Below are 25644 nucleotides of genomic sequence, written 5' to 3'. Positions count from 1 at the left end.
AATTCGGAGTCCGCCTCTGTGTGCGAACCCCGTTCTTATCTGTCAGAAATATTCTTTTGACAGTTCCGTCTACACTTCAATCTCCACATCCTCCAGAAGCTCTTCGAACACCTTGAGTACGGCATTAAGCTCTACTTCCTCTTCTACCATCTCATAAACGCTGTCCTTCTCTTCCGGCGCACTTGTATCCTTCAAGATCAGGCACTCTGCATCATCCTCTTCTGAATCTGCAACCAGAAGGTAAGTCACTCCATTCAGTCTGGTCTGCTCCACAACAAAAAATTCTTCTGCTTCGCCGCCTTCTCCGCATGTAAACGTTAATTTTTCATTCTTCATATACTTTCCCCTTATCGTCTGATTGTATTCCAAAGCCTGTTACTTTTGCATACCCAGAGAGTCCAGATATCCCTGCAATATAAATACAGCCGCGATCTGATCCACATACTGCTTGCGGTTCTCCCGTCTTACACCGGATTCCATAAGTGTCCGTTCCGCTTCCACCGTTGTAAGGCGCTCATCCCACATCACGATCTCAATGCCGGTACGCCGCTTCAGCATCTCTCCAAATTCCAGTGCCTTCTCTGCCCGTTCTCCGATATCATTATTCATATGTTTCGGAAAACCGATCACAAACTTCTCTACTCCATATTCGGTTGCAAGGCTCTCAATCCTTGCCAGTGTCTTCCGAAGCTTGTTCTCGTCCTTCCTCGTAACTGTCTCCACTGCCTGTGCCGTAATCCCCAGAGGATCACTTACAGCAACACCTACGGTCTTCGTACCATAATCAAGTCCCATTATCCGCATCATATCTTCAACCTACAGTTCATGTCTGATATAAGCTTTTAATAATTCTTCTACTATCTCATCCCGTTCAACCTTCATCACAAGGCTTCTTGCTCCGTTATAGCTGGTAATGTATGTAGGATCACCGGACATAATGTATCCTACAATCTGATTCACCGGATTATATCCTTTTTCCACCAGAGCATTATATACAATTTCCAGAATATCTTTTGCCTGGATCTGTGGTCCTGTCTCTACCTGAAAAAATTGTGTATTCGTTATATCTTTCATCTTACGACCTCCAATACTTCATATTCATTTTAATATAATCTATACAAAAATTCAATGCATAATTTGTGAAAGTGAAGTAAGTTCTATCTCTTTTAACTGATTGGTCCACCGGTCTGCCTGTTCCGGTTCGCATGGAACCCCAATCCGCAGATATTCCTTGGTGTGCCCTGTGACATAATTTTTTCCATCACGCTCTGTCATCTCTTCAAATAGAACTTCCACCTTTTTTCCAAGCCATCCTTCTTCATAGCGCTGCATTTTTTTGCGGTTCAGTTCCAGCATGATATTGCTTCTTCGCGTTTTTTCATGTTCCGGGATCTGCCCGTCCATCTTCGCAGCCTTCGTTCCCTGGCGCTTTGAATACTTAAATATATGAGTCTCATAAAAATTGATGCTGTCTACAAAGTCCCGGGAGGCTTCAAATTCTTCCTCTGATTCCTGCGGGAATCCTACGATCACATCGGTTGTCAGTGCCGGATTTTCAAAATACTTCCGGAGAAGCTCACATTTTTCCCGATATTCTGCCGCATCATATCTGCGGTTCATCCGTTTCAGGGTTGCATCACATCCGCTCTGCAGAGACAGGTGAAAATGCGGACATATCTTCGGCAGGCAAGCCAGTTCTTTTGCAAATTCTTCCGTCACGATACGCGGTTCCAGAGAACCCAGACGGATCCTTTTGATCCCTTCAACTCCATGTACCGCGCGGATCAGATCCAGGAGTCCTTCTGTCTGCTTTCCATTTTCATCTTTCCATTCCAATCCGTAAGAACTGAGATGGATTCCGGTAAGCACCACTTCCTGATACCCATGTTCCGCAAGTGTACGCACCTCTTCCACTACATCTTCCTTCTTCCTGCTGCGCACACGTCCTCTCGCATAAGGAATGATGCAGTAGGTACAGAACTGGTTGCAGCCATCCTGTACTTTCAGATATGCCCTTGTATGCTCTGCTGTCCGGGAAAGATGGAGGCTCTCATACTCGAAGGTATGGTTAATGTCAATGACCTCCTGCATCTGTTCCGGAATGTCTTCTTTAAAATATTCTTCCAGAAGGCGGATCAGATCCTTTTTTTTATTATTCCCGATTACAATATCTATATTCTCATCCAGCTCACCCATATCCGCCTGCGCCTGCACATAACAGCCGGCCGCTACGATCACTGCATCAGGATTCTGTTTTCGGGCACGATGGATCATCTGTCTGGACTTGCGGTCTGCCATATTCGTCACCGAGCAGGTATTGATCACATAGACATCTGCCAGATCATGAAACGGTACGATCTCATATCCGTTCTTTTCCAGCAGTTCCTGCATCGCTTCTGTTTCATAAGCATTTACCTTACAGCCCAGGTTGTGTAATGCTGCTTTTTTCATAAATTCATCCTACTTTCAATATTTATAACATTTAACGAAAATTTCATTCATTCTTCGGCGTTTTGTTCCTTGACTTTTTTATGTATAACTTTTAATATAACTATAGAAAATGAAATCAAGGAGGTGTGTTTTCAATGAAAACCGTACAAATTTCTTTAAATTCTATCGACAAAGTAAAATCATTCGTAAACGAAATCACAAAATACGATTACGATTTTGACCTGGTATCCGGAAGATATGTGATTGATGCAAAATCTATCATGGGTATCTTCAGTCTTGATCTTTCTAAACCGATCGATCTGAACATCCATGCTGAGAACCAGGATGCTGATAACATCATCGAACTTCTGAAACCATACTTAGTATAATAGAATGCGAAGTATCAGGACGCAGTACATTTTCTGTACTGCGTCCTTTCTTTTTTTGAGGAGAGCCTGAAAAAGCTCCCCTTTTTCTTTTATTATTTTACGATGATCGTCTCCACAGTATTCACTGCTTCTGCAAACAATTCATCAATCTTTTCACTTAAGTTTTCTTCTGATTTGCGGATCACTTCTACATTCGGTTTGGTTACCGGATGTTTTGCCACGAAGATCGTACAACAGTCTTCGTATGGAAGAATGGAAGTCTCATAGGTTCCGATCTTCTCTGAAATATCTACGATCTCCTGCTTGTCAAACCCGATCAGTGGCCGATATACCGGCAATGTACATACATCGTTGGTTGCCATCAGGCTCTGCATGGTCTGGCTTGCCACCTGTCCGATACTTTCACCGGTAATAAGTCCCAGGCATCCGTCTTCTTTTGCAAAATGCTCTGCAATCCGCATCATATAACGGCGCATGATGATCGTCAGTTCATCATGTGGGCATTTTTCATAGATATAAAGCTGGATATCGGTAAAGTTGACTACATGCAGCTTGATCGGTCCTGTATATTTGGAAACCTGCTTTGCAAGATCCACTACCTTCTGTTTGGCCCTCTCGCTGGTGTACGGCGGTGCATGGAAATAGGTTGCCTCCAGTCCGACGCCACGTTTGGAGATCATATAACCTGCAACCGGACTGTCGATTCCACCGGAAAGCAGAAGCATCGCGGTTCCATTGGTCCCGATCGGCATACCGCCAGGTCCCGGAATGATCTCGGAATAGATATAAATCTCTTCTCTTACCTCTACATGAAGCAGTACATCCGGATGGTGTACATCTACCCGGATTTCCGGGAATGCATACAGAATAGCTTCTCCGAGGTCATAATTGATCTCCATTGATTTCTTCGGATAGGTTTTCTTTGCACGACGGGACTCTACCTTAAATGTGATATTCTTATCCGGATAAACCTCATCCATGTATGCGATCACATCTTTTTTCAGTTCTTCAAATCCTTTATCCTCTACGCGGACAACCGGACAGATCCCTACAATTCCGAATACTCTTTTCAGAGCTTCTACCACTTCATCTCCGTCATAATCTCCGTCACAGTCCACATAAACTCTTCCCTGTGCTTTATAAGTATGGAACAATCCGTCCAGGTCCTTTAATGAATGCTTGATCTGTCTTACCAGCGCATCCTCGAACATATAGCGGTTCTTTCCTTTGATTCCGATTTCTCCATATTTTATCAAATAAGTCTGAAACTTCATTCTTTCCTCCTAATGGCGTGTGTACTTTCTAAGCATCGGTACACAATTATATAATGTTTCCAGCGTATAGTCAATTTCTTCTTCTGTAGTAAATTCTGACATACTGAATCTGAGCGTTGCGTCCAGATATTCTTTTCCGGCTCCGATTCCCTTTAGCACTCCGCTGATCGCCGGATGGTTGGATGCACATGCCGAACCGGATGATACATAAATCCCCTTCTCTTCCAGTGTATGAAGAAGAACCTCACTCCGGATTCCTGCAAATCCCACACTGATGATATGTGGTGCACTTGTTTCATCATAAAGTCCGTGGATCACAGTATGATCGATTTTCTGTACCCCTTCGATAAAGTGCTGTTTCAAGGCACGCATATGTGCCACCTTTTCATCCAGGTCTGTGTAAATCGTCTTTGCTGCCAGCCCGATTCCTGCAATCCCCGGTACATTTTCTGTTCCGGAACGCATGTTTTTCTGCTGCTCGCCTCCGAAAATGATCGGTTTTACTTTTGCTTTTTCATTGATATAGATAAAACCGATTCCCTTCGGTCCATGGATCTTATGTCCGCTTACAGAAAGCATATCGATTCCCATCTTTTTCGGGTAAATCTTATATTTTCCAAATCCCTGTACTGCATCCACATGGAACAGGATATTTTTATTATAAGCCTTTACGATCGCAGATGCTTCTGCAATCGGCTGAACCGATCCCACTTCGTTATTCACATACATAACCGATACCAGGATCGTCTCGTCACAGAGCGCTTCCTTTAACGCATCCAGGCGGATCCGTCCATACTCATCAACCGGAAGATAGGTCACACGATAGCCCTCCTCCTCTTCCAGGTAACGCATGGTATTGAGAATTGCCGGATGTTCAATTGAACTGGTGATCAGATGCTTGCCGGCACGGTGATTGGCACGTGCACCTCCGATCAATGCAAGGTTGTCACTTTCTGTTCCACCGGATGTGAAATAAAGTTCCTTTTCCTGCACCTTCAGAATCTTTGCAAGTGTCTCCTTCGCCTCACGGACATACGCTTCTGCATCCACACCTTTTTTATGCATGGAGGATGGATTGCCGTAATCCTCACACATCACTTTTCCGACTATATCCCGAACACACTCATAGGCTCTCGTTGTTGCTGAATTATCCAGATAAACTTCCATTTTTCTTTGTCTCCCAAACACTTCTTCTCTTTATCTTATGCAGTTCTTTGCCTGCCGGTCTACTGTTCCAGTTCAAACATCAGTACAGCAAGCGTTGCAAGTCCGGCTGTCTCTGTCCGCAGGATCCGCCTGCCCAGGGTGATGACCTTCGCCCCCATACTGACTGCTGCATCAACTTCTTCCGGTTCAAATCCACCCTCTGGTCCGATAAAAATCCCAACAGACTGTCCACTTTTAATCTGGCGGATCACTTCTCTTGTCACTTCCATACCACCTGCAAGTTCATACGGAAGCAACGTTACATCAAGCTCTTCTGCCATTTTCAGTGCTTCTTTATAAGAAAGCGGCATGGTAACTTCCGGGATCCGGCTTCTTCCGGCCTGCTTTGCCGCACTTTCTGCGATGGAATTCCAACGGTCTGCTTTTTTCGCTGCTTTCTTATCATCCAGACGAACAACAGAACGCTTCATCGCTACAGGAATCACCTGATACACGCCAAGCTCCACCGCTTTTTGCACGATCAGCTCCATCTTGTCGCTTTTGGGAAGCCCCTGGAAAAGATACAGCTTTGACGCCGGTTCCGTGTCCGCTTCCATCTCTTCCAGAATATGCAAAACCGCCACATCTTCTTCATAGGCTTCCACCTCGCACAGATAGGTTCTGCTTTCTCCGTCACTGATTTCAGCCTTTTCATGCAGCTTCATCCGGAGCACATTCTTCATATGATTAACATCTCCGCCTTCAATCCGGATCTTATCTCCGGAGATCTGCTGTGGTGTTACAAAAAAATGATGCATCTTTTCTGATCCTCTCTGCCTACGCTTTCGTTTCTTTTCTCGCTGTTACAGATACCCATTCTCCCTGATGATGGACCTCCAGAACCGTGAGACCTGCTGCCTCTACCGCTGCTTTTACCGTCTCCTCCTTATCTTCGATGATACCACTTGTCACGTAGATACCACCGTCTTTTAACTGGTTCACGATCACCGGTGTCAGCGGCACCAGTACGTCTGCAAGAATATTCGCCACAACGATATCATAGCATCCATAACCAACTTTATCCTGAACCGCTTTATCATCAATGATATTTCCGATCATTACTTCGTATTTATCCTTTGAAATACCGTTGACTTCCATATTTTCATAGGTTGCATCAATCGCACACGGATCCAGGTCTGTTCCTACAGAATACTTTGCACCGAACATCAGCGCCAGCATTCCAAGAATTCCACTTCCGCATCCTACATCCAGAATTCTGGTGTCCTCTGTCACATATTTGCGGAGCTGACGGATGCAGAGCTGTGTGGTCTCATGCATTCCCGTTCCGAATGCAGTTCCCGGATCGATATGCACGATCATCTTGCCTTCATCTTCCGGCTTTACTTCTTCCCAGGACGGAATGATCAGGATATCATCCACATAGAACTGGTGAAAATATTTTTTCCAGTTATTGACCCAATCCACATCCTCTGTCTGGGATTCTTCTATCGTTCCTTCACCTACTTCCACATAGGCACGCATATCTTCCAGTTCATTTTTCACAGCTTCCAGAAGACTTTCTTTATCTTCATCTTCTTCCAGATAGAAACTGATATATGCGATGCCGTCATTGATTCCTGCCTCCGGAAGGATATCAACAAACATCTGCTCTTTTTCCGCCTGTGTCATCGGAATCTTATCCTCAATCTCGATTCCCTGTACACCAAGGTCCATCAGCATACTACTGACAATGTCTTCTGCCTCGGTTGTTGTCTTTAATCTGAATTTATTCCACTTCATATTGGTTCTCCTTTTATTGTTGTCCAAGCAAATAATCAATAAACTGCTGTGCAGTACGTCCGCTTAATCCACCATGGCTCAATTCCCATTTGTTTGCCTCCAGAAGAAGCTTTTCCTCTTCCATCTCGACACCGTAACGATCTGCAAGCGTGGTGACAATCTTCTGGAATTCTTTTTTATCCGGTTTTCCAAAATAGATGGTCACGCCGAATCTTGCTACCAGCGAAAGTTTCTCCTGTACGGTATCATTGGTGTGCAGTTCTTCATCTCTGTCGGCTTTATCTTTGAATGTCTCACGTACCAGATGTCTTCTGTTGGAAGTTGCATAGATCAGGATATTATCCGGTTTCTTCTCCAGACCGCCTTCGATCACCGCTTTCAGATATTTGTACTCAATCTCGAATTCTTCAAAAGAAAGATCATCCATATAAATAATAAATTTGTAATTCCGGTTCTTGATCTGTGCGATCACATCATTCAGGTCTTTGAACTGATGCTTGTACACTTCGATCATACGAAGTCCCTGGTCATAATACTGGTTCAGGATTGCCTTGATCGAAGAAGATTTACCGGTTCCGGCATCACCAAAAAGCAGACAGTTATTAGCTTTTTTACCCTTTACAAATGCCTCGGTATTATCGATCAGTTTCTTCTTGGCAATGTCATAGCCCACCAGATCGTCCAGATGGACGTGTGCAATCTTGGTGATCGGCACGATCTGTGCTCCTTCTTCCGTATGCTCAATACGGAATGCCTTGTGAAGTCCGAAAGTTCCCACTCCGAATTCTTTGTAGAACTGGGTTACTGTTGTCTTAAATTCTTCTGCATCATCTGTCTGCGCAAGAGCTTTGCTTAAGTCGCAGATCCGGTCGCGAATCCTCTTGTTAAATACATGTCCCTTGGCATTGACCGGATGATAGTCCTCAATCAGTTCCAGACTGTCTGTACCGAGCTTTTCACCCATCTCTTTCAGATCATATTCGAACAGTTCTTTGAAAATCTGAAAATCATGAAGGGCTGCTTTATTGACGCTTCCCTCTACCTCTCCTACCACTTCACAGGCTGTGCTGTAAGCATTCTCACTGTTGGCAAGCAGGAACGTCAGGAAGGTATGCCAGAGGTTCCCCTCGAATCCATAGTTTGCAGCCAGCTCGATCAGCTCATTTAAATTTTCGAAAAGAAGGCTCTTCAAATCCTCTTTGTTGTAATAATCATTATCTGCATTGTCAATCAGAAATGTCATGTCCCGAAGAAGATCTTCATGTTCCATATAACGATATAATATCAGTTCATTTGTTCTCATAGACGTGTCCTCTCTTTTTCAGTCTAATAATTTCCAAGGATTTTCAGGTTCAGTGCTTCTTCCCTCAGTCCACGGATCGCATTTTTCACTGCGGCATCTGCCAGATTTCCTTCAAAGTCCACAAAGAAACGATATTCCCAGCTTTTTCCTTCTACCGGCCGGGATTCGATCTTTGTCATGTTCAGATCATTGTAAATAAAATGGGAAAGCAGATGGTACAACGATCCACTCTCATGCGGTATTTCAAAGCAAATACTGATCTTGGATGCATTTTTCAGGAATACCTTCTGGTTCGTGACAATGATAAATCTTGTACTGTTGTCAGATTCGTCATTGATCTCTCTTGCCAGGATATCCAATCCGTAAAGCTCTGCTGCATATTCGTTGCAGACAGCTGCCTGCGTGGTATCCTGGTCTTCCATCATCTTCTTGGCCGCCATGGAAGTATTGGCAACACTGATCTGCTGCCAGGTTCCGTGTTCATCCAGGAAATGGGATGTCTGCATCAGTCCTTGTGGATGTGAATACACTCTTTCAATGCTGGAAAGTGTAGTTCCTTTCACTCCGGCAAGCATATGCTTAATCGGAAGGACCGTCTCTCCTACAATGTAATTTTCAAATTCCACCAGAAGGTCATACACCTGTGTCACCGGACCTGCGGAAGAATTTTCAATTGGAAGGACTGCATAATCTGCGCTTCCCTCTTCAATTGCTTCCATTGCATCACGGAATGACGGTACATGGAAGTTTTTCACATTTTTCCCAAAATATTTTAACATAGCTGCCTGGTTATTGGCTCCTTCCACTCCCTGGAAGACCACACGTGCACCATCAAGATCCAGCTGATCCAGTCCGATAAAGGGAAGTCTTCCCAGAACTCCTTCCTCAGAAAGACGCTGGTACTGCAGCTTTCTGCTCATGCTCATCAGCTGTTCAAAAAGCTCCCGGATCCCTTTTTTGTTAAAATCTGTGGACACCTTTTCTGCTACTGCTGCCAGTTTCTCGTTCTCTCTTGTCTTATCAAATACCTTTCGTCCGTTCTTTATCTTATATTCTGCAACTCCTTCGCAGACCTTCATACGTCTCTCATAAAGCGTGGTGATCTGGTCATCGATCACATCCAGCTCTTTTCTCATCTCTTCCAGACTCTGCATTGTCCCACTCCTTATCGTTTTATCCTTATGTCTTCTTACGCTGACGTTACTAATTTTTCATTATAATATATTTTTTCTGTAAAATCTACATTTCTTCGCAAACCCGATCAGAAAAAACATGTAAAACTTTGTTGAAATACCCATGTTTTTGTTATATTATAGATAAAGAATATATGAAGCCGCACATTTTCTGCGGTTATTTTTAAGGAGGTTTCTTATGAGACATTTAATGAGTCCTTTAGATTTTTCTGTGGAAGAGCTCGATAAGCTTATGGATCTTGCAGGTGATATCGAAGCTCATCCGGAAAAATATGCACATGCTTGCGCAGGCAAAAAGCTTGCCACTTTATTCTATGAGCCAAGTACCCGTACCCGACTGAGTCATGAAGCAGCAATGATGAATCTCGGTGGTAATGTACTTGGCTTTTCTTCGGCAGCTTCCAGCTCTGCTACCAAAGGAGAAAGCGTAGCAGATACGATCCGTATGGTTTCCTGCTATGCAGATATCTGTGCGATCAGACATCCAAAAGAAGGTGCACCGATGGTTGCAGCGCAGCACTCTTCAATCCCGGTGATCAACGCAGGTGATGGCGGACATCAGCATCCTACACAGACACTGACTGACCTTTTAACCATCCGTTCTTTAAAAGGACGTCTGAATAATCTGAAGATCGGACTCTGTGGAGACCTCAAATTCGGTCGTACCGTACATTCTCTGATCAATGCCCTGGTGCGTTATGAGAACATCGAGTTTGTACTTATTTCACCAGAGGAACTCCGTCTGCCAGGTTATGTACGCAAAGACGTACTGGATAAGAAAAATATCCCATATACAGAAGTAGAACGCCTGGAGGATGCCCTTCCGGATCTCGATATCCTTTATATGACACGTGTTCAGAAGGAACGTTTCTTCAACGAGGAAGATTATGTCCGTATGAAAGATTTCTACATCCTGGACAAAGGAAAAATGGAACTTGCGCCAAAAGATATGCTGGTTCTCCATCCACTTCCGCGTGTCAACGAAATTTCTGTTGAAGTTGATGATGATCCAAGAGCTGTTTATTTCAAACAGGTACAGTATGGTGTCTATATCCGTATGGCACTGATCCTGACACTTTTGGATATTCATGTAGATTAAGGGAGGCGAAAGACATGGTTGAAAATACACTGAATATTGGAAAAATTTCAGAGGGCTTCGTACTGGATCACATCAAAGCAGGAAAAAGCATGGATATCTACAAATATCTGAAACTTGATCAGCTTGACTGCTGCGTAGCCATCATCAAGAATGCCAAAAGTAACAAGATGGGTAAAAAGGATATCATCAAGATTGAATGCCCGATCGATATCATTGATCTGGATATCCTTGGTTTTATCGATCATAATATCACGGTAAACATTATCGAAGATTCCAAGATTGTTGAGAAAAAAGAACTGAAACTACCATCTGAAATCAAGAATGTGATCAGATGCCACAATCCGAGATGTATTACTTCGATTGAACAGGGACTGGATCATGTGTTTGTACTGACTGATCCGGAGAACGAAGTGTATAGATGTAAATACTGTGAAGAGAAATACAACAGAAAGCGGGGCTAGCGTCGGCTTGTTGGACTAGGCGGACAGGTGCCACGCAAAGGACGCATGAAAAAAGAAAATTTTTTCATGCGTCCTTTATTTTTTGTCTCCTTCGTACAGTAAGAAAGGAGATCTTGGTATTGCTCGTCCTGTTTTCTGCAGTATGTTTGTCCGGCACAGCATACAGTGGATATTGACAGAATGCAGTCATAGATTTTCCGTCCATCCTTATCTTTTATCCAATAGCTTTTTATAAGAAAGATCAATCACAAACGCTCCAAGTGGCGCTGTCAGCACGATTGCAAGTACTGCCACCGTAAGTACCATATCCCCACAGGCAAATCCCAGCGAAAGCGGAATTCCTCCGATTGCTGCCTGCACGGTTGCTTTCGGTGTATACGCCATCATCACAAAGGCTTTTTCCTTTCCTCGAAGACTGGCTCCAAGCAGACATACAAATACACCCAGCATCCGGAACACCAATGCGCCTGCGATCAAAAGCACCGCCTTGATTCCAACCTTTCCCAGATACCCGATATTGACCGTTGCCCCCACCAGTACAAACAGGAACACCTCTGCTCCGACCCAGAGTTTCCCGTATTTTACAGAGATTCTTTTTGTAACAACCTCCCGTTTTTTCTGCAGTCCAATTCCAATAAACATAATTGCGATCAGTGCAGAAAATGTGATTGCAGTTGTCATTTTATCTTCGATCGTAACCAGCAGGAACGAAATACTCAAAATGATCAGAACCTTTGTGGTATCCCGAATGTGAACTTTTTTAAAAAAGCATGCCAGCAGGACTCCGATCAGCAGTCCGATCGCAATTCCCAGAATGATCGATACCGGGATATTTACAAAGCTGATGACCGAAGCCCCTTTTCCCTGCATCATTCCAACAAAGGTAGAAAATAATACGATCACATAGACATCATCTACCGATGCTCCGGCAAGGATAAGCTGTGGGACTCCTTCCTTTACTCCATATCCTTCCTCCATCAGCTTTACCATTCTCGGCACCACAACCGCCGGTGAAACGGCCGCAAGCACTGCTCCCATAATTGCAGCTTCCAGCAAGGTGATTCCCATCAGTTTCGGTGCAATCAAAAGCATTCCAAGGAGTTCAAAGCTTGCAGGGACAAAGCACATCATCACTGCGGATCTTCCTATTTTCTTCAGCCCTGACAGATCCAGCCCAAGCCCTGCCCTTGTCAAAATGATAATCAGGGCAATTTTCCGGAGTTCGGATGAAATTCCAAGAATACTGCTGTCCAGCAGATTCAAAACATACGGTCCGAGAACCACACCGGTCGCCAACATCCCAAGCAAACCTGGCAATTTGATCTTCTGACAGATCCAACTCATACACATTCCAACGAGCAGGATCAGCGCAATACTTAATAACATAAAAAATACCTCCTATAGACGCAGAAAAACAAAAGCGAATATGTCTTCGAAATTTCTGGTATTTGTCCATAAAAATCTTTCCCTTGATTTTAAAACAAATCCAGCATATTATCCAGATACAATTCCTCTCTTACATGCAGCTGATATTCCGGCTTTGTCATATAATACAGTAGAAATTCCAGGATCAGCGCACTTCCAAGTCCCCTGCCTTCGATCTTAAAATTTGTAAATCCCATCGGCAAATAGATATTTTTGATATCATCTACACTGATAAATCCCGGATTTTTCATCGCTTTTGAAAAACGATAGCCTTCCTTTGCATTTGGCGCAGTACACCGGTGTTCCTCTCCATCTTCTCCGAGATTCTTCCGGCTCACATCCTCATAACAGGCTTTCCGGTCCCTGCAGCCGAACCAACAACACTCATTACACAGGAATTCAACTTTATCCTTCTGACCTTCTGATAATGTATTCCATTTATCCAACATCTTATTCAGACGGAAATCCGGCACGACATATTGAAAATCTTCTCTCTGGATTTCCCGCAAACACTCCTGAAATTCGGTCAACACTTTCGTGGTAGATGAGACCAGATAGAACCCCGGATACTTCTTTTTCAGATAATCCACCAGCAGCTCTGAGTGCACGATCACACCGTTTTTCACACCTGTGCTTTTCTCAAATAACTGACAAAGCATATTGCATCTCTGATCCGCAAGGTGCTCTTTCCTGAGCAGAGAATTACTAAAGGTCAGACGGGCAGAAATCCCGTACTTCTGCATAAGTGCAAGCACTTCTTCCGGCTCAGCTTCTCCTGCTTCCACACGTCCTCCGCCCCACAGGCAGTCTTCCGGGGCTCCATAAATGGAACCAATCTCACACCAGTCATAGAAATACTCCCTGTGTGTATAAAACAGCGGCAAAAAAAGTCTGTACAGTTCATAAAATTCAAACAAGCCCGGAAGATGGTAATATGCTACATTTCCTCTTTCCCGACTTTGAAAACGATTATTCCTCATTTGACACTCCTACATAACTTTAATCCTCCTAAAACTACCATATTTTTCAAACGATTGTCAAACGGATTATCACGTTTTTTTATTTTTCATTCCACTCAAAAAATCATTCACACAATACTACGATATCATAAAAATTAAAACTTTTTAAAGGACACCGCAACAAAAAAAGAATCTATATCCTTCATAAATATGAATACAGATTCTTTTCAAAATTTCTCAATTAAAAATAAAAAAGCAAGCAAAACGATAAGCCGGGTTATGTCGTGGACGTTCATCTATCCAGTTCTGCTGTTGCCAGCAGACTCAAGCGACCAACCTGAAGCATGACGGGCCGCCATACCACTTCTTTTCGGTCTTGCTTCGGATGGGGTTTACATATGCCCTGTGTGTTACCACCCAGGCGGTAGTCTCTTACACTGCCCTTCCAACCTTACCTGCATCTGCAGGCGGTATATTTCTGTTGCACTATCCTTAGAGTCACCTCTACCGGACGTTATCCGGCATCCTGCCCTGTGAAGCCCGGACTTTCCTCGTCTGCGGCCTTTCGGCACCTGCATCCGCGAACGTCTGTCTTACTTGCCTTAGATACTTTATCACATTTTTTTATCAGTGTAAAGGATTTCTTCTACACTCCCGGATCAACCTGCAGCTCATTTCCGTCTGCGGCCGTTGTCGCAAGAGTATCACAACGTTCATTCTGCGGGTGTCCATCATGCCCTTTTACCCAATTGAAGTTCACCTGGTGCGGCTTTTTCGCTTCCAGAAGACGCTTCCACAGGTCGGTATTCTTGACCGGCTCATTCTTCCCACGCTTCCAGCCCTTTTTGATCCATCCCTCAATCCAGTGCTGATTGAATGCATTGACCACATATTGAGAATCAGAATAAAGCTCTACCTCGCAAGGTCTGTTGAGCGCTTCCAGCCCCCGGATGACAGCCATCAGCTCCATCCGGTTATTGGTTGTCCGCACATAGCCGCCGGAAAGCTCTTTAACGTGAAGTTCTCCCTTCGGGTCTACATATTCCAGAACGACTCCATAACCGCCCGGTCCGTCCGGATTACCTCTTGCCGCTCCATCTGTATAAATACTGACTTTCATAACTTGTCTCCTTATAGTTCAAATACCTGTCCCATTTCCCGGATCCGCATGATCTTCTCCCGGTATGGTTCTGATACTTCCATTCCGATAAGCCGATCCTGCACCTCGTACTGCTTCCACATATGCATCGGAAATACAATCTTCGTATCCGTATGCCGCATATACCAGTCAAAGCCCCAGTAAAACTGCTCTTCCTGTCTCGGGTCAAGCACGACAAATGCAAGATCGATCTTTTCACCGGCCAGCGTTTCAATCTCCTTTTGATAATCGCCGCGCATCATCCGGTTATACGCATCATCTTCCTCTTCCCAGTGCCACCAGTTCAGATCCCCTGCATGATAAATGATCCTGTCTTCGCATCTTACCAGAAAGGCAACCCCTTCATCGGTTGAACGCAGACTTTTTACCTTTGTATCCCCGACAGTAATCTCATCCCTTTTTCGCATGAAATGTTCCGATTCACGCTGCTCCTTTTTCGCAATTCTGATATCCTTCGGGAAAATATATTCCACATCCGGATACACATCCGCAAGCTTCAGGATCTCTCTGTTAAAATGATCCGGATGGGAATGGCTGGCAAACACCAACAGCTTCTTCGCTGGATCAAACTCCGGCATCGTTCCTTCATAATAGTCAAATAATAGAATATGGGATTCCAGTTCCACTGAAAATCCGCTGTGTCCGATATACGTCACCCTCATCTGTCTGCCTACTCCTCAACATCATCATGTTCACCGACTGCCGTCTCTGTCGCATAAACAATCTCCGGAAGAACATATTCCAGACACTCTTTAATGATCTTCGGACTTCCTGGAAGATTGACGATCAGGGATTTACCCCGAATACCTGCTGTTCCTCTCGTCAGCATTGCCCTTTTTCTGGTCCGTGTCATAAAAAGACGCATCGACTCTCCAATCCCCGGAATCTCCTTATCGACCACTGCCTTTGTCGCTTCCGGAACACAGTCCTCTTCTCTGCATCCGATCCCACCGATCGTAAGGATCAGATCTGCCATCTGTGCATCCGCGATCTTCGCAAGGATCTTGCGGATAACCTCCCTGTCATTTGGTACCGGCTGTACAAGCTCTGTCTTGAAGCTGACCTGATCGAGCACTCTTCGCACGATTGGCGAACACGTATCATCCTTCTGTTTTCTGTATATCATGGTGTCTGCTGATACAATTGCTACTTTCATAGATGTCCCTCTTTTCTTTTCTCCTCACGTATAGATTTCATGGTATCTTATATGACCATTCATTCCATGAAAATGTATCCCCTAACGTATAGACTTTAGTATAACATACTCTCGGATTGCCATGCAAGTTTCCTGCCGCCAATCGAATTGATTTAAGAAAAATTTTAGATAATGATGCAAACCATACCTCCGTTGCTGTCATTGACGATCTTCTGCATGGTGTCCTGCAGTTTTGCCTGACTCTCATCTCCGATCATGGCGATCTTGTTTCGCACGCCATCCATCACCAGCTCTTCAATCGATTTTCCGAAAATATTGGTTCCCCAGACTCCATCCGGGCTTTTTGCCGCCTCGTTGATATAATTTACCAGATCCTTTGCCTGCTGCTCACTCCCCACGATCGGCGCGATCTCGGTCTCAATGTTAGCTCGGATCATATGGATAGAAGGTGCTTCCGAACGGATCTTTACTCCGTATTTATTGCCCTGCCGGATTACCACTGGATCGTCCAGCCGGATTTCTTCTCTCGTCGCGCTGACTACACCGTAGCCTTTCATTTTAACCGAAGCAAGAGCATCTTTGACACTTTCATATTCTTTCTGGAGCATGGCAAGATTACGCACTGTATGGATCAGATCATATTCCCCGCTGATCTGCGTTCCGGTCAGATCACTTAACATTTCATAATAACAGCCATCTTCTACCTTGATTTCAACCGAGATCTCACCGGTATCCATGGACACACCTGTTACATTTACTGCATTTATGTAGGTACTCTGCTCCGGCTTCCGGATCTCCATCGCATCCCGGATTTCTCCGATTCTGCCCATGACTTCTCTTGCATAAGATACCAGCTCTTCCCGGACCTTGTGATCTGCTGTAAGTATTTCCACCCATTTTGGAAGGAAAAATTTTACTTCTGTGACCGGAAATGCAAAGAGCACATTTTCCATGATCCGGTGGATATCTTCTTCCCGTAGCTGTTCACAGTTGACCGGAAGTGCCGTTACCTGATATTCTTTCTGGATTTCTTCTGCCACGTTTTTTGCCTCTGCGCTGTACGGTTTCCGGGTATTGACCAAGACCACGAACGGCTTTCCAATGCTTTTCAGCTCCTGGATCGTTTTCTTTTCTGCCGCCCGGTAGCTGTTTCTGGGAAGCTCTCCGATACTTCCGTCTGTCGTCACAACAATCCCGATCGTGGAGTGGTCATGGATTACCTTTTTCGTCCCGATTTCTGCCGCCTTTGTAAACGGAATTTCTTTTTCGTTCCACGGCGTTTTCACCAGACGTTCTGCTCCATTTTCCATGTGACCGGCGGCTCCCTCCACCATATAGCCCACACAATCGATCAGACGCACCAGCACACTCACATCCTTTGCGAGCTGGATTTCGGCAGCTTCTTTTGGCACAAATTTCGGCTCCGTTGTCATGATGCTCTTCCCTGACGCAGACTGCGGAAGCTCATCCACCGTCCGCTCTTTTGCATGCTCATCGGTCATTTTCGGCAGCACCAGCACATCCATAAAACGCTTGATAAAGGTTGATTTGCCACTCCGCACCGGTCCTACCACACCCAGATAGATCTCTCCATTCGTCCGGCACTGTATATCCTTGTATAAATCAAATGTATCCATACACTGTCCCCCTTTGATTGCTGATACAGTGTATGCGGGCTTTCCCCGGTTTAGAACAACTATACTGCCAGTTCACTTTTACTTTCTTGCCATCAATTTCAAAATCGGGTATGATAAATGGTAACAAAAAAGCGTATTACAGGCACGTAATGCCTTTCATTTATCAGAAAATCCTATCGGGATTTTCTTACAGTCAAAAAAGGAGGTATCCTATGCACGTAGGAAGAAAAGCACAAAAAAGAGAAAAAAAAGCCATGTCTGTCTCCCTGTACGGGAATCTGTTTTTCGTTATCGTTGAGATCGTCATGGCAATCTACACCAGTTCCCAGGCAGTTCTTCTGGACGCAATCTATGACGGAGTCGAGTTCTGCATGCTCCTGCCGTCGCTTTTTCTGATTCCGCTACTTTACAAGCCATCCAATGAAAAGCACCCGTTCGGTTATATGCAGATTGAATCTATGTTTGTCGTTGTCAAGGGCATTACCATGACTGGCGTTACCGTCGGGCTGATCCTGAACAATATAGAAATCATGATCCATGGTGGCAGAAAAGTCGCTTTTGATACCATTGCCTGGTTTGAATTATTTGCATTTTTTCTGGGAATTACCGTATCCATTTATCTCAAATATAAGAATCGTCTGATGGATTCCCCACTGATCACAATGGAAATGGAAGGCTGGGAGATCGACAGTATTGCCTCTTTCGGTATGGCAATTGCCTTCTTTCTTCCGGTTCTGCTGCCTTTTCCATGGTTCAGACCCATAACACCTTATCTTGACCAGATCATTACCGTCACCCTGTCCATCTTTATGCTGCCGACGCCGATAAAGACGGTAATAACCGGACTTCGGGATCTGTTCCTGATCCCGCCGGAGGAAGAGACTGTTGATGAAATTAAAGAAACGATCGAACCTGTCCTAAATGCCTATGGTTACAAAAAACTCTACTATGACATTCTCCGTACCGGAAGAAAGCTCTGGATCAGTGTTTACATCACCTTTGACAAAGATCTGGTTTCCATTACCCGGTTTAAGATCGTACAGAATTTCTGTATCCAGGCTCTTGCGAAAAAATATACGGATTTTTATTTTGAACTTCTGCCGGATATTGTGTTTACCACGGATGATGAGGCATTGACCAATCATATCGTAAACCAGTCGGAAGAAGTGGATCAGAATGCAAAATTTGTAGACTGAATTATCTGATCTTTATTCTTTAAAAATACTCATTTTCCAAGAAAAGCTGCCTTAATCGGCAGCTTTTCCTTTAAATTCTTTGATTGGATTCTTGATAAATTTTATGTACTGCTTTCTCAGCCATTCGATCAGCTTCGTCAGATACCGAAGTACCGGCTCGGTCGCGATAGAGAATACTACAAAAAGCATAATGCATTTTCTGGACATTCCCGTAATCGCAAATAACTGTGGCAGGAAGATACTGCATCCTAACAGTCCGATCACGCATCCGATCCAGACGATCATACGCAGTGCATTCATCGGCTGGCAGATCCGGTAAAGGATCATGAATCCGACAATTGCAAGCAGCATCGTCGCCGCCGTAGAAATATCTTTGGATGCAACTCCGAACGTCTGTCCAAATACAACCAGCGCACCAACCGCAAGTACATCCGTAAGTCCTGCCGGAAGTGCCTTTAAGAACACATTGGTCAGGAAGTGGCCCTTAATGATATCCCGGTTCGGCTGCAGTGCCAGGAAGAATGCCGGAATACCGATCGTATACATGCTGATCAGCGATACCTGGGATGGCTCCAGCGGATAGGTAATCATAAAGACTGCCGAGAAAATTGCAAGCAGGAAGGAAAAAATATTCTTCACCAGAAACAGACTTGCTGAACGCTGAATGTTATTAACAACTCTTCTTCCTTCCAGAACAACCTCCGGCATCCTTGAAAAATCGGATTCCAGAAGTACCACCTGGGACGCCTGGACCGCCGCATCGCTTCCTGATGCCATCGCCACCGAACAGTCTGCATCCTTCAGGGCAAGTACATCATTAACACCATCACCGGTCATAGCGACCGTCATTCCCTGCTTTTTCAGTGCCTGCACAAACTGTCTTTTCTGTTCCGGGATTACCCTTCCGAAGACCGTATATTTGCTCACCGCAAGGGCAATATCTTCTTCGGTCTTTAATGTTCCCGCATCCACGTAATTCTCTGCGCCTTCAATTCCGGCCTGCTTCGCAGTCTCCGATACGGTGATCGGATTATCACCCGAAATAACTTTTATCGCAACACCCTGGTCCGCAAAATATTTGAAAGTCGCAGGCGCTTCTTCCCTGACTTTATTGAGAAGGAGGACATAACCAAGCGGCGTTACCGTTCCAGTCAGCGGCTTACCATCCGGCTCTCCATCATAGCTTCCAAATACCAGTACACGGAACCCCCTGGACGTATACTGTTCTATTCTTCCTTGATACTTTGTATAATCCTCACGCAGGACAAATTCCGGTGCACCAAGCACATATGCCTGATCTTTGAAAATTACTCCGCTGTATTTGACCGTGGAAGAAAAAGGAATCACTTTTTCCGGCACTTTATCTGAATGCTCTGTAAAATGTTCTTGCATCGCATGCATCGTGCTGTTATCCGCGTCCATTCCTTTGACAAAATCGCCGATCATCCGGTTCAGATCCGGCATCTTTTCTTCGTCATAGGCCTTGGCTTTCACCACTTCACTGACACACATACTGTCTTCTGTGATCGTACCTGTCTTGTCAACACAAAGCACATTAACCCGCGCCAGAGTCTCGATACTCTTCATATCATGGAGCAATACCTTTTTCGATGCAAGACGCATTGCACTTACCGCAAGTGCCACGCTTGCAAGAAGATACAATCCTTCCGGGATCATGCCGATCACTGCAGCAACCATGGAGATAATACTCTGCCGGAAGCTGTCGTGATTATAGAAATAACTCTGCACAAACAAAATGATTCCTATCGGGATCAGTGCGATTCCGACCATTTTTACCAGCTTATCCAGGGAACGAATCATCTCCGACTGTTCCCCCTGCTGCATGGCTTTTGCTTCCAGAGTCAGCTGTGAAATATAGGAATCCGCTCCAACCTTGTCCAGGCGTGCATGACAGCTTCCTGATACCACAAAACTACCTGACATCAGACGGTCTCCACGCTTTTTCGTGATCTCATCAGATTCACCGGTAAGTAAAGATTCATTGACCTGAACCTCGCCAGCCTCAACAACCGCATCTGCACAGATCTGGTTCCCTGCACGAAATACAACAATGTCGTCCACAACCAGCTGATCCGCCTCCAGATTCAGCGATACCCCTCCACGGATTACTTCTGCGTGCGGTGCATTCAGCATGGTCAGCCTATCCAGTACTTTCTTGGAACGGATCTCCTGAATGATCCCGATCAGTGTATTGCAGATGATGACCGGCAGGAATGTCAGATTTCGCAAAGAACCTACCAGGCACAGCAGAATCGCCAGAATCAGAAAGATCAGGTTGAAATAGGTAAATATATTATTATGAACAATCTCTTTTGTCGTAAGTCCCGGTGGAGCAACCTCATCATTGGTCCAGCCATTCTCTTCCCTTATCCGAATCTGCTCGGGATTAAGACCTACCCGGTAGTCTGGAACCACACGCTGGATCTCGCCGCGAACGACTTCTTCCTCTTGTGTTTCTTTTTCTTTTTTTCCGAATTTCATACAAAAAATCCTCCTGTATACACGTCATTATACGCCTATACGGAAGGATTTTCCATTAAGACTTTATGAAATTTCTTTGAAACTTTAATCCCACGGAAGGTTACTGTATTCGCTGCGTCCGTCACGCATCATCAGTTCGCTTACCGCCTCCTTTGCAGGTTTGCCTTCAAAAAGTACCTGGTTGACCTTTTCCACGATCGGCATGGATACCTCATATTTTTCAGCCAACTCTCTTGCCGCTTTTGCTGAATACACGCCCTCGACTACCATCTTGACCTCAGCCATCGCTTCTTCCATCGTCATTCCCTCACCGATCAGAACACCTGCCTTACGGTTACGGCTGTGCTTACTTGCACAGGTGACGATCAGATCGCCGATTCCGGTAAGTCCGGTAAAGGATTCCAGCTTTCCACCCATCTTTATACCAAGTCTTGTGATCTCCGCAATTCCTCTGGTGATCAGTGCAGCTTTGGTGTTATCCCCGTATCCGAGTCCATCTGCAACTCCGGCTGCAAGTGCGATTACATTTTTCAGGGAACCGCCAAGCTCAATTCCTTTAATATCCGGGCTTGTGTAGACACGGAACACATCATTCATAAAAATTTTCTGCAGATAAATGGCGGTTTCTTCTGTCTCTGCTCCGACTACAACCGTTGTCGGAAGTTCGCGGCTTACTTCTTCCGCATGACTTGGACCTGAAAGAACAGCTACATTTGCCTGCGGAATCTCTTCTTCAATCTGCTCGGAAAGTGTCTTTAAAGTACCCTCTTCAATTCCTTTTGCCACATTGACCAGAATCTGCTCTTCCTTTACATACGGGCACATTTTCTTCGCCGTAGCTCTGGTTGCCATAGACGGAACTGCAAGAACGACCACATCTTTTCCTTCCACGCTTCCCTGCAGATCTGTTGTGATCTCGATCTCCTCCGGGATATGAACGCCCGGAAGCTTACTTGGATTTTCCCGCTTTTCTCTGATCTCATCTGCTTCTTCTTTTAAATAAGACCAGATGGTTACATGATGTCCGTTTTTATTCAGTACCAGCGCCAGGGCCGTTCCCCAGCTTCCTGAACCGATAACTCCGATTTCTGCCATAATTATTACCTCTTATTTTTTCTTTTTTGAAAAACTGATCTTGCTCTCTGTACCATTTCTCAGACGTCCGATATTCGCACGGTGGCGGATAAATGCAGAGAAAACAAAAAGCACTCCGATTCCATACAGTTCAAACAGATACTTCTGCGCCATTCCAAACATTCCCATCTGTCCGTCAATAACAAGTCCGACAAGGAACAGTACGGAAATCACCAGCGATCCCAGTGATACATAACGTGTCACGGCAACAATTACAATAAACACAATCAGACATACTGCCGCAATCCGAATATCTGTAGATAAGATCATACCTGCCGTAACTGCAATTCCCTTTCCGCCCTTGAACTTCAGATAGAATGGAAAATTATGTCCGAGCACTGCCCCAAAACCTGTATACAGCGAAAGGAGCGGTAAAATATCTGCGTGAGACTGTCCGTAAATTCCGCGGACCACCAGAACTGCGATCACGCATTTGAAGCAGTCACCTAGCAGGGTGATCATTCCGGCTTTGATTCCCATGGTGCGAAGTGCATTGGTAGAACCTGCATTTCCGCTTCCCATCTTGCGGATATCTACTCCCTGAGTTTTTCCATAGAAATAGCCGGTCTGAAACAGACCAAATATATAGCCGATCAGCAAACATACAAGACGTTCCATCTTATTTGTCCTTCTCCTTTCTCTCCCTGATAAAGAATTTAAGAGACGTTCCACGGAAGCCAAACGCTTCACGGATCTTATTCTCCAGATATCTCGTATAAGAGAAATGCATCAGTTCTTTATCATTTACAAAGATGACAAATGTCGGCGGTTTGACCGCTACCTGGGTAATATAGTAAAGTTTCAGCCGTTTTCCCTTATCTGACGGCGGCTGCTGCATTGCAACAGCTTCGGTCATGATCTCGTTAAGGACACCCGTAGCCACACGGAGTGTCTGGTTCTCAATAACGGTGTCGATCATGTCAAAGAGCTTCGGAAGTCTCTGACCTGTCAGTGCAGACACATACATGATCTCTGCGTAAGGCAGGAAAGACAGCACCATCCGGATCTGATGCTCATATTCCCTCGTGGTCTTATCGTTCTTTTCAATGGCATCCCATTTATTTACAACGATGATGACACCTTTTCCACGCTCATGTGCGATTCCTGCGATCTTGGCATCCTGCTCGGTTACTCCTTCTGCCGCATCGATCACAACCAGGACCACATCCGCTCTTTCTACTGCCGTAACTGTACGGATAATACTGTAGCGCTCCAGTTCCTCTTTGATCTTATTCTTACGGCGAAGTCCTGCTGTATCAATGAATACGTACTCTTTTCCATTGTGCACTACTTCCGTGTCAATGGCATCTCTTGTAGTTCCGGCAATATCGGATACGATCACACGGTCTTTTCCGATCAGACGGTTGATGATCGAAGATTTCCCAACGTTCGGTTTCCCAACGATTGCAACTCTCGGACGGTCATCTTCCTCTTCCTGGCCTGCCCCTTCCGGAAAATATGCCAGAACCTTATCCAGCATATCTCCGATTCCAATTCGTTCCGATGCTGAGATCGGAACCGGATCTCCGATTCCCAGATTATAAAATTCATACACATCCGGCATCATCTTGTTAAAATTGTCCACTTTATTGACAACAAGGATGACTGGCTTGTGGGAGCGGCGGAGCATATCTGCCACTTTTGAATCGGAATCTACAAGTCCCTGCTTTACATCTGTCATAAACAGGATCACATCTGCAGTGTCAATGGCGATCTGTGCCTGCTCTCTCATCTGGGAGAGGATCACATCACGGCTGTCCGGCTCGATTCCACCGGTATCGATCAACGTAAATTCTTTATCGAGCCAATTCACTTCTGCATAAATTCTGTCGCGGGTAACACCCGGCGTATCTTTAACGATTGCTATCTTTTCTCCTGCCAGTGCATTAAAAAGCGTCGACTTTCCAACGTTCGGCCGCCCTACAATGGCAACAACTGGTTTACTCATATTTTCTTCCTCCTGATATTTATTCGGAATTCTGCTTCTATATCATACTAGATTTCTTCAAAAAATGCAATTTTTTAACGCCTCTTTCTTGTCATTGCTTTTAAATAATGGTATAAAAGATAAGTAAGATTAGATAAAAAGCACTTAAAACGCTTATTATAAGGAGGAACTCATGACAAATATCGAACTTATGGAAAAAGCTCTTCCGACAGCACCACTTAAAATTGCTGCCCTGGAAAGCTGCAAGGACCTGGCAGAAAAAGTGGATCAGTACATCGTATCGTTCCGCAAAAATTCTCTGCATGATTTTCTGGATCCTGCAATCTATTCATCTTATGAAGCAGATTCTTATCTTGCAAAGAACAGTTGCCCACGTTTTGGTTCGGGGGAAGCAAAGGGAATGTTTGGCGAAAGTATCCGCGGAAAAGATCTCTTTATTATGGTGGATGTCTGCAACTACAGCCTGACATACACAGTAAACGGACATATCAATCATATGTCACCGGATGATCACTATCAGGATCTGAAGCGTATCATCTCCGCTTCTACAGGAAAGGCACACCGTGTAAATGTAATTATGCCATTCCTTTACGAAAGCCGCCAACACAAGAGAACCAAACGCGAATCTCTGGACTGTGCAATGGCTCTGGAAGAATTAACCGCAATGGGTGTATCTAACATTCTGACATTTGACGCACACGATCCGCGTGTACAGAATGCGATCCCACTCAATGGTTTCGACAGCTTCAACCCTCTGTATCAGTTCATCAAAGCTTTGTTTAAAGCAGAACCGGATCTGAAAGCAGACAAAGATCATCTGATGATCATCAGCCCGGATGAAGGTGCAATGCAAAGAGCCGTATACTTCTCCAACGTACTCGGTGTTGATATGGGTATGTTCTACAAACGCCGTGATTATTCTACCATCGTAAATGGTAAAAATCCGATCGTTGCACATGAATTCTTAGGTGACGATGTACATGGAAAGACCGTTATCATCATCGATGACATGATTTCTTCCGGTGAAAGTATGCTGGATGTTACCAGGCAGTTAAAAGACCGCGGAGCTGAGCGTGTATTTGTATGTACTACTTTTGGTCTCTTCACAGAAGGTCTTGACAAGTTCGATGAATATTATGAAAAGGGCTATCTGGACAGACTGATCACAACCAATCTGACCTATCTGCCTCCTCAGCTTCATGATAAACCGTATTTCATTGAAGCAGATATGAGTAAGTTCCTTGCACTGATCATTGATTCGATGAATCATTCTACATCTATTAGTGCGGTTATGAATCCGACGGATAAGATTCATGATTTGCTTGCGAAGAGAAATATGAGATAAATTTTGTTGGCGGGAAAGTAAGGATATATTAGCGAACAAACACCGCAAAAGAACCATAAAACAGGACAGCTTCCTGCTTTTCTTCTCT

The 25644-nt window shown here is 44.7% G+C and carries 25 protein-coding genes and 1 other RNA gene; 5 read left to right on the top strand and 21 right to left on the bottom strand.

Translation table 11 applies throughout. From position 1 onward, the window contains the following. Positions 1–69: 69 nt before the first annotated feature. The 4 genes from PGQ33_RS03145 to mtaB are packed head-to-tail and all read right to left on the bottom strand — an operon-like array spanning position 70 to position 2451. Positions 70–336 carry a DUF1292 domain-containing protein gene (locus PGQ33_RS03145; RefSeq protein WP_008375002.1) on the bottom strand — a complete coding sequence of 89 codons (267 nt, stop codon included), beginning with the start codon at positions 334–336 and terminating at the stop codon, positions 70–72. Between the two features lie 39 nt (positions 337–375). After that, on the bottom strand, positions 376–804 hold the full coding sequence (ruvX, locus tag PGQ33_RS03140) for a Holliday junction resolvase RuvX (RefSeq protein WP_044999233.1): 429 nt from the start codon (positions 802–804) through the stop codon (positions 376–378). Positions 805–816: 12 nt separating this feature from the next. Beyond that, a complete protein-coding gene (locus PGQ33_RS03135; protein ID WP_008374998.1) occupies positions 817–1074 on the bottom strand; it encodes an IreB family regulatory phosphoprotein in 258 nt (85 codons plus the stop codon). A gap of 51 nt (positions 1075–1125) precedes the next feature. Then, on the bottom strand, positions 1126–2451 hold the full coding sequence (gene mtaB / locus PGQ33_RS03130) for a tRNA (N(6)-L-threonylcarbamoyladenosine(37)-C(2))-methylthiotransferase MtaB (protein ID WP_008374996.1): 1326 nt from the start codon (positions 2449–2451) through the stop codon (positions 1126–1128). Positions 2452–2585: 134 nt separating this feature from the next. Between mtaB and PGQ33_RS03125 the strand changes: the two genes are divergently transcribed. Next, positions 2586–2819, top strand: coding sequence for an HPr family phosphocarrier protein (locus PGQ33_RS03125; protein WP_008374994.1), 234 nt, complete (start codon positions 2586–2588; stop codon positions 2817–2819). Between the two features lie 92 nt (positions 2820–2911). Here the strand turns inward: PGQ33_RS03125 and thiI are convergent, their stop codons facing one another. The 6 genes from thiI to pheA are packed head-to-tail and all read right to left on the bottom strand — an operon-like array spanning position 2912 to position 9496. Then, positions 2912–4093 (bottom strand): tRNA uracil 4-sulfurtransferase ThiI, encoded by a 1182-nt coding sequence (gene thiI / locus PGQ33_RS03120; RefSeq protein ID WP_008374992.1) that lies wholly within the window; start codon positions 4091–4093, stop codon positions 2912–2914. Between the two features lie 9 nt (positions 4094–4102). Further along, positions 4103–5260, bottom strand: a complete 1158-nt coding sequence (locus tag PGQ33_RS03115) for a cysteine desulfurase family protein (protein ID WP_008374989.1) — start codon at positions 5258–5260, stop codon at positions 4103–4105. Between the two features lie 59 nt (positions 5261–5319). Beyond that, entirely contained in the window at positions 5320–6057 is a 738-nt protein-coding gene (locus tag PGQ33_RS03110; RefSeq protein ID WP_117823152.1) for a 16S rRNA (uracil(1498)-N(3))-methyltransferase, read from the bottom strand. 19 nt (positions 6058–6076) lie between these two features. Further along, complete coding sequence (gene prmA / locus PGQ33_RS03105) at positions 6077–7039, bottom strand: 50S ribosomal protein L11 methyltransferase (protein WP_270205243.1); 963 nt, start codon at positions 7037–7039, stop codon at positions 6077–6079. Positions 7040–7052: 13 nt separating this feature from the next. Continuing rightward, positions 7053–8342: an ATP-binding protein gene (locus tag PGQ33_RS03100; RefSeq protein WP_022220371.1), complete on the bottom strand. Its 1290-nt coding sequence runs from the start codon at positions 8340–8342 to the stop codon at positions 7053–7055. Between the two features lie 23 nt (positions 8343–8365). Next, positions 8366–9496: a prephenate dehydratase gene (gene pheA / locus PGQ33_RS03095; RefSeq protein ID WP_055155638.1), complete on the bottom strand. Its 1131-nt coding sequence runs from the start codon at positions 9494–9496 to the stop codon at positions 8366–8368. Between the two features lie 217 nt (positions 9497–9713). Here pheA and pyrB point away from each other — a divergent pair, with 217 nt between their 5' ends. Continuing rightward, positions 9714–10634, top strand: coding sequence for an aspartate carbamoyltransferase (pyrB, locus tag PGQ33_RS03090; protein WP_117823146.1), 921 nt, complete (start codon positions 9714–9716; stop codon positions 10632–10634). Positions 10635–10648: 14 nt separating this feature from the next. Then, positions 10649–11095: an aspartate carbamoyltransferase regulatory subunit gene (locus PGQ33_RS03085; protein WP_008374977.1), complete on the top strand. Its 447-nt coding sequence runs from the start codon at positions 10649–10651 to the stop codon at positions 11093–11095. Positions 11096–11302: 207 nt separating this feature from the next. Here the strand turns inward: PGQ33_RS03085 and PGQ33_RS03080 are convergent, their stop codons facing one another. The 7 genes from PGQ33_RS03080 to spoIVA all read right to left on the bottom strand — a co-directional run bounded on the left by PGQ33_RS03080 (position 11303) and on the right by spoIVA (position 17431). Further along, positions 11303–12481, bottom strand: coding sequence for a cation:proton antiporter (locus PGQ33_RS03080; RefSeq protein ID WP_270205242.1), 1179 nt, complete (start codon positions 12479–12481; stop codon positions 11303–11305). An 89-nt stretch (positions 12482–12570) separates the two neighbouring features. After that, entirely contained in the window at positions 12571–13500 is a 930-nt protein-coding gene (locus tag PGQ33_RS03075; RefSeq protein ID WP_173689837.1) for a hypothetical protein, read from the bottom strand. 231 nt (positions 13501–13731) lie between these two features. Further along, positions 13732–14079, bottom strand: an RNA gene (rnpB, locus tag PGQ33_RS03070) — RNase P RNA component class A. Positions 14080–14125: 46 nt separating this feature from the next. Beyond that, positions 14126–14599, bottom strand: a complete 474-nt coding sequence (gene rnhA, locus PGQ33_RS03065) for a ribonuclease HI (protein WP_008374972.1) — start codon at positions 14597–14599, stop codon at positions 14126–14128. Between the two features lie 11 nt (positions 14600–14610). Then, a complete protein-coding gene (locus PGQ33_RS03060; RefSeq protein WP_055246903.1) occupies positions 14611–15300 on the bottom strand; it encodes an MBL fold metallo-hydrolase in 690 nt (229 codons plus the stop codon). Positions 15301–15308: 8 nt separating this feature from the next. Further along, positions 15309–15794: a MogA/MoaB family molybdenum cofactor biosynthesis protein gene (locus PGQ33_RS03055; RefSeq protein ID WP_117834041.1), complete on the bottom strand. Its 486-nt coding sequence runs from the start codon at positions 15792–15794 to the stop codon at positions 15309–15311. 164 nt (positions 15795–15958) lie between these two features. Then, positions 15959–17431 carry a stage IV sporulation protein A gene (spoIVA, locus tag PGQ33_RS03050; protein WP_055155641.1) on the bottom strand — a complete coding sequence of 491 codons (1473 nt, stop codon included), beginning with the start codon at positions 17429–17431 and terminating at the stop codon, positions 15959–15961. A 212-nt stretch (positions 17432–17643) separates the two neighbouring features. Between spoIVA and PGQ33_RS03045 the strand changes: the two genes are divergently transcribed. Continuing rightward, positions 17644–18627 carry a cation diffusion facilitator family transporter gene (locus tag PGQ33_RS03045; RefSeq protein ID WP_195250116.1) on the top strand — a complete coding sequence of 328 codons (984 nt, stop codon included), beginning with the start codon at positions 17644–17646 and terminating at the stop codon, positions 18625–18627. Positions 18628–18678: 51 nt separating this feature from the next. Here the strand turns inward: PGQ33_RS03045 and PGQ33_RS03040 are convergent, their stop codons facing one another. From PGQ33_RS03040 to der, 4 genes are all read right to left on the bottom strand, one after another. Then, positions 18679–21129 carry a cation-translocating P-type ATPase gene (locus tag PGQ33_RS03040; RefSeq protein WP_270205241.1) on the bottom strand — a complete coding sequence of 817 codons (2451 nt, stop codon included), beginning with the start codon at positions 21127–21129 and terminating at the stop codon, positions 18679–18681. Positions 21130–21213: 84 nt separating this feature from the next. Continuing rightward, on the bottom strand, positions 21214–22224 hold the full coding sequence (locus PGQ33_RS03035) for an NAD(P)H-dependent glycerol-3-phosphate dehydrogenase (protein ID WP_270205240.1): 1011 nt from the start codon (positions 22222–22224) through the stop codon (positions 21214–21216). Positions 22225–22236: 12 nt separating this feature from the next. After that, on the bottom strand, positions 22237–22881 hold the full coding sequence (gene plsY, locus PGQ33_RS03030) for a glycerol-3-phosphate 1-O-acyltransferase PlsY (RefSeq protein WP_195501749.1): 645 nt from the start codon (positions 22879–22881) through the stop codon (positions 22237–22239). A gap of 1 nt (position 22882) precedes the next feature. Next, positions 22883–24211: a ribosome biogenesis GTPase Der gene (gene der, locus PGQ33_RS03025; protein ID WP_008374955.1), complete on the bottom strand. Its 1329-nt coding sequence runs from the start codon at positions 24209–24211 to the stop codon at positions 22883–22885. A gap of 172 nt (positions 24212–24383) precedes the next feature. Here der and PGQ33_RS03020 point away from each other — a divergent pair, with 172 nt between their 5' ends. Next, a complete protein-coding gene (locus tag PGQ33_RS03020; protein WP_008374954.1) occupies positions 24384–25556 on the top strand; it encodes a ribose-phosphate pyrophosphokinase in 1173 nt (390 codons plus the stop codon). Positions 25557–25644 lie beyond the last annotated feature (88 nt).

It is taken from the genome of Coprococcus sp. AM100_B19A (genome assembly GCF_027662015.1).
Lineage (GTDB): Bacteria > Bacillota > Clostridia > Lachnospirales > Lachnospiraceae > Allocoprococcus > Allocoprococcus comes.
This window is presented reverse-complemented; position numbering and strand designations above follow the sequence as displayed.